This window comes from Kitasatospora sp. NPDC088346, from assembly GCF_044740765.1.
Classification (GTDB): Bacteria; Actinomycetota; Actinomycetes; order Streptomycetales; family Streptomycetaceae; genus Kitasatospora.
The window spans coordinates 1-4761 of sequence record NZ_JBIURH010000127.1; the positions used below are offsets into that span (position 1 = coordinate 1).

Annotated in this window: 4 protein-coding genes; 1 reads left to right on the forward strand and 3 read right to left on the reverse strand. The window is 70.5% G+C overall.

All coding sequences use genetic code 11. The features are described from left to right. Window positions 1-70: 70 nt before the first annotated feature. Both ACIOFR_RS41790 and ACIOFR_RS41795 read right to left on the reverse strand, forming a co-directional pair. Window positions 71-379: a hypothetical protein gene (locus ACIOFR_RS41790; protein ID WP_401006010.1), complete on the reverse strand. Its 309-nt coding sequence runs from the start codon at window positions 377-379 to the stop codon at window positions 71-73. Between the two features lie 151 nt (window positions 380-530). After that, window positions 531-2516: a HEAT repeat domain-containing protein gene (locus ACIOFR_RS41795; protein ID WP_401006012.1), complete on the reverse strand. Its 1986-nt coding sequence runs from the start codon at window positions 2514-2516 to the stop codon at window positions 531-533. A 231-nt stretch (window positions 2517-2747) separates the two neighbouring features. On the opposite strand from ACIOFR_RS41795, the gene ACIOFR_RS41800 reads away from it, so the two are divergent. Beyond that, on the forward strand, window positions 2748-4133 hold the full coding sequence (locus tag ACIOFR_RS41800; RefSeq protein WP_401006014.1) for an IS1380 family transposase: 1386 nt from the start codon (window positions 2748-2750) through the stop codon (window positions 4131-4133). A 326-nt stretch (window positions 4134-4459) separates the two neighbouring features. Here ACIOFR_RS41800 and ACIOFR_RS41805 read toward each other — a convergent pair whose 3' ends face one another. After that, complete coding sequence (locus ACIOFR_RS41805) at window positions 4460-4624, reverse strand: hypothetical protein (protein ID WP_401006016.1); 165 nt, start codon at window positions 4622-4624, stop codon at window positions 4460-4462. Between the last annotated feature and the right edge of the window lie 137 nt (window positions 4625-4761).

The window sequence follows — 4761 nt, forward strand, 5'->3', positions numbered from 1 at the left end:
CCTGACCCTGTGAAGATCAGGATGATCAGACGATCGCGAGGTGGGTCCCGTTTGATCCGCCGTTCAGCGGTCAGTTTTCACCCGACGCCGACAGACCAACCAGCGTCCACAGCTTCGCCCTCCACCGGTTGAGGGCAGCGCGCATCCCGGTCGCCAAGGTGCTCGACCGGGACACACAGTCTCCGGGGTGGTGCGGCACGCGAAGGCGTGCGCGGCCGCCGGTGTGCGGCCGCTGTTCGGCACAGACCTGGCGGCCGGCCTGATCGAGCCGGCCGCCCCGGCCGGGCGGCGACGGATCCCTGCACGCGAGGTACGTCTCGAAGGCGGCGCGGTGGACGCGCAGGCTCAGGACCGTGGACGGGGCGGGGGTGGTGGTCACGGTGCTCCCCGGGTGGGTGGGGGTGCGGTCGGTCCGGCCGGTGAACGGTCCCGGCGGGCGCGGCACACCGCGGACGGTGTGCCGGCCTGCCCGGGCGGATGGGTCCGTGGTCATGTCGATCACCCCGCCGAGCCCTGGTTCACCAGACGTTTCAGCATGTCTCACCCGAGTGGGGACTGGCGCAGGCGAGGGCCTGCTCGACCAGTGCGCGCAGTTCCTTGTCGTGGAGGATCATCGGGTATCCCCCGTCCGAGGACAGGCGACGGTCCGACTGTCGAACCGTCAGCAGCGCGGCCCGGATCCTCGGGCTGATCTCGCCCATCCGGATCAGAGCTTGGATCGCTTCACGGAAGAACCCGAAGCCGTCACCGCCGTCGGCGATCGGCAGCACGAACTCCTCCAGAACCTGCATGCTCGGTTCGGCCTGGCCCGTGATCGACCAGAGCGTGATCGCCGCGGTGAGACGCGGCCAGTGCGTGCTGTTCTCCATGGCGAGCCGGACCCGGTCCGCGTAGGGCGCAGCGTCGAGGCCGAAGTCGGTCAGGGCGCCGATCGGCCCGAGTTCGGGTACTTCTGCCGTCATGACGGGGTCGCCGATGAGCCGCAGTGATGCTTCGCGGTCCTTGCTGATGTATGCGGCGGTCCAGGTCACAAACGAGTGGTTGCCGGGGTAGTCCAGTACCTGGCAGGTGCGCAGAGCCGGTTCGGCCGAGGCGGCGGCCGGGCCCATCGCTCGCAGCACCCCGAGCACATCGACAGAGGTCCAGGTGTCGGTAAGCAGCGGTAGGAGATCGGGCAGGGCCGGCAAGGAGTCCTTGCCCCATGCCTTCAGCACCTCAAGGAACCCGCGCGTTGCACCACCTCGGGCCCCGCCCTGCCGGATCGCTTCCCGCATCGCGGGCAGCAGGACGTCCGCCTGCGCCCGCAGCGGGATCAGCACGTCCTTGATGTCCGGCCGCCTCGGATCACTGGTGCAGTAGCCGCGGCCCTGTTCCTCCTCTTGCGCGCGGAGCTGCTCGATCAGCCCGGGCAGGGCACGCGGGTCACCGATCCGGGCCAGTGCCCAGCGGGCGATTTCGCGGACCGTTCCGTCGAGGTATTCGTCGGCCCCGTCGTCGTCGAGCAGTTCGGCGAGGCGGTCGGCGTACGGGGCCGCCGCCGGGCCCAGCACCGCGAGAATGTTCGCCGCCCGCAGCCGGACGGCGCCGTCCGGATCGCTCAGCAGCCCGCCTGCCAGTGGCAACAAGGCGGGTTCCACGGAACGCCGCTCGGTGAGGAGCCGCCACGCCAGGTCCAGTGCCTCCCGGCACAGGGCGGCGTCCCCGGTGCGGTCCGCCGCCTCGACCAGCAGGACGGCGAAGGAGAGTTCGGCATCGGGGTCGTGTGCGAGATTCCAGGCCGTCGACCGGACCAGGTCCTCCCGGGACAAGGAACCTTCGAAATCCGGGGTGTACCAGACCTCGTCGAACCGTGGTCGCAGTGCGGGGTCGGAGAACACCTCGATCAGCCGGTCCATCTGGCGGACCGGCAGCTCCCGGTCGAGGCCCGCCGAGGCATGCACGGCCGCGACCCACATCACCGGATCGTCCCCGCCCAGCACGTCCGCCAGCACCGCCCGCGCTGCGTCGACGGCCCTACCGGCCCCGGCCTCCTCGGATGCGGCCTCGCCGAGGGCGAGCAGCAGCGGGAGCCGCACCGTCGGGTCGGTCTCCACCCGCCATCGCTCCAGCAGTCGTTCGATCCCGGTTGCCAGGGGTATCGCCGCCCGCCGCACTGCCGGCTGCGGATCCGCGAGCAGGGTCCACGCTCCCGTCCAGTCCTCGTCTGTCAGGGCTGGTGCCTGCATGGCCACCAGCAGCTCGACGAGGGGGACCCGCGCGCCCATGGCCGGGTCGGCGGCGAGCGCGACGACGAACGGAAGAGCGGCTGCCGCTGCAGATGGCGTCTGACCCTCGTTCATCGTGATGAGGGAGTAGTAGAGCGGAGAACAGTCCTCCTCCGTCGCCTCCGCTCCCGCAAGGGCGAGCAGGCGCAGCGTCCGGGGCACCGCCTCGATCGGATCGATCGGGTCGCCCGTGTCAAGCCCGTCCCACTCCACAGCGTCCAGTGCTTCCAGCGACATGCCCGTCATCGTCATCCTGTTCACCACTACGTCGTCCTGCTCGCAATCGGCCGTCATCCTTCAGGAAACCCGACCGTCCTGTCGCTCGAATTCCCTCCTCCTCCTTCGCAGCCGTCCTCGTCTGAACCCGAATCCACCGGTCGGTGATCGAGGCGGGGAGGGGATGACGCAAAGAGGTGCCTGCTGAGCTGGGAGGATGGGAGTTCTCTACGCTTCCGTCCGCCCGACCAGCAAGGCACCTCTCAAGTGAAATCCTCCCACAGCCCCGCCGCCCTGTTCGCCGCGTTCGACGAGCCGAACCTGGTCACGGACGCAGGACTCGTCCCGATGGTCCGCCTGGCAGAGCGCGTCGGCCTGTCCGGTCTCGTCGCGGAGAGGCTGCGGATCGACGGCGCCGGCAACAGCGGCGGCGCCAACCCGGGAGCCAAGGCGATGACGCTGGTCGCCGCGATGTGCGCCGGGGCCGACTCCATCGACGACACGCAGCGGCTGCGGCTGGGCGCGATGGGCCGACTGTTCGACGGGGTGCGCGCGCCGTCGACGCTGGGCACGTTCCTGCGCTCGTTCACCCATGGCCACAACCGCCAACTCCACGCGGTGCACCGTGATTTCCTCGTCCGCCTGGCCCAGGCCACGCCGCTGCTGCCGGGCGCGGACAAGGTGGCGTTCGTGGACATCGACCCCACCCACCGCAGGGTCTACGGGCGCGCCAAGCAAGGTGCCGAGGTCGGCAGGTTCAAGGGTGTCCACACGCTGCACCCGATCCTGGCCACCCTCTCCACGCCGCTGGCCCGGCCGGTGATCGCCGCGGTCCGGCTGCGGCGGGGCAAGGCCGCCGACGCGCGGGGCGCCGGCCCGTTCACCGCCGAGGCCCTGGCCGCCGCGAAGCAGGCGGGCGCGAGGGGGACCGTGGTGGTGCGGGCGGACAGCCAGTTCTACAACGCCGACGTGGCGGCGGCCTGCCGCCGTGCGGGCGCCTGCTTCTCGCTCACAGTGCGGATGAACCCCTCCCTCGCCGCCGCGATCAGCCAGATTCCCGAGACCGCGTGGACGGCGAACCGCTACCCGGACGCGTTCGTCGACCCCGACACCGGGGAGCTGGTGTCCGATGCCGAGGTCGCCGAGTTGGAGTACACGGCGTTCACCGGACGGAAGAAGGCCGAGCACGTCACCGCGCGGCTGATCGTGCGGCGGGTTCGCCGCCTGAACAGCGAAGTGGCAGCAGGACAAGATGAGTTGTTCACCGCCTGGCGCTACCACCCCGTATTCACCGACAGCCCCTTCGAGATGCTCCAGGCCGAACTGCAGCACCGCCGGCACGCCGTCATCGAGCAGGTCATCGCGGACGGTAAGTCCGGGCCGCTCGCCCACCTGCCCTCCGGCAGCTTCCAGGCCAACAACGCGTGGCTGACCCTGTGGGCGATCGCGTTCAACCTGCTGCGAGCCGCCGGCAGCCTCGCCGGCGCCTTCCACGCCAGAGCGACCACCGCCACCCTGCGCGGGCACCTGGTCAACGTCCCGGGCCGCCTTGCCCGCTCGGCCCGCCGACTGACGCTTCGTCTGCCCGACCGCTGGCCCTGGCAGCAGCCGTTCACCGACCTGTTCGACGCCGCCCACGCACCACCAGCCTGAGCACCGACCCGACCCTCGCCCGCCAGGGCCCGACCGGAGCAGACGTGGAAGAGCTGGGCAGACCAGCGGACACCCCGCGCCCTCCAGCCGGTCACCCCGAAAAGTCCACCGAAACGATCATCATCGAATCAGCTCGGTGGATTCGGGCTGAACCCGAAGATGGCCAATGGGACGGGCTGCGGCGGCGATCTCTGATGCCTCATGAGACACGGCTCACTTTGGAGAACCGGGGGTGGCGTGCCAGAGCCGTCCGCCGCCGGTGTGCGGGCGGCCTCCGGGTCGGTCGGGTGCGGGGCTGTCGTCGGAGGGGGTGTTGGTGGGGCGGGTCAGGAGGGCTCGGACGGCTGCGGTGCCGTCGGCCCGGTGGGTGTCGGCGACTTCTTGGAGGTCCAGGCCAGGGTGCCGATGACGGTGACGGACCGGCCGCGGCGGGAGACGGTGCCGCGGGCCAGGATCAGGAAGTGGTGGAACAGGGGGTGGGCGGTCGTCATCTAGGGTTGTCAGTACCTCTTCCCAGGTCAGCAGCGAAAATTGGGCTCTTGTGCTGGACCTGTGGGTCGGGTCATGCGAGTTGGCGTCGGGGCAGGGTGGGGCGGTTGCCGCCGAGGCAGAGCATGACGAGGGCGAT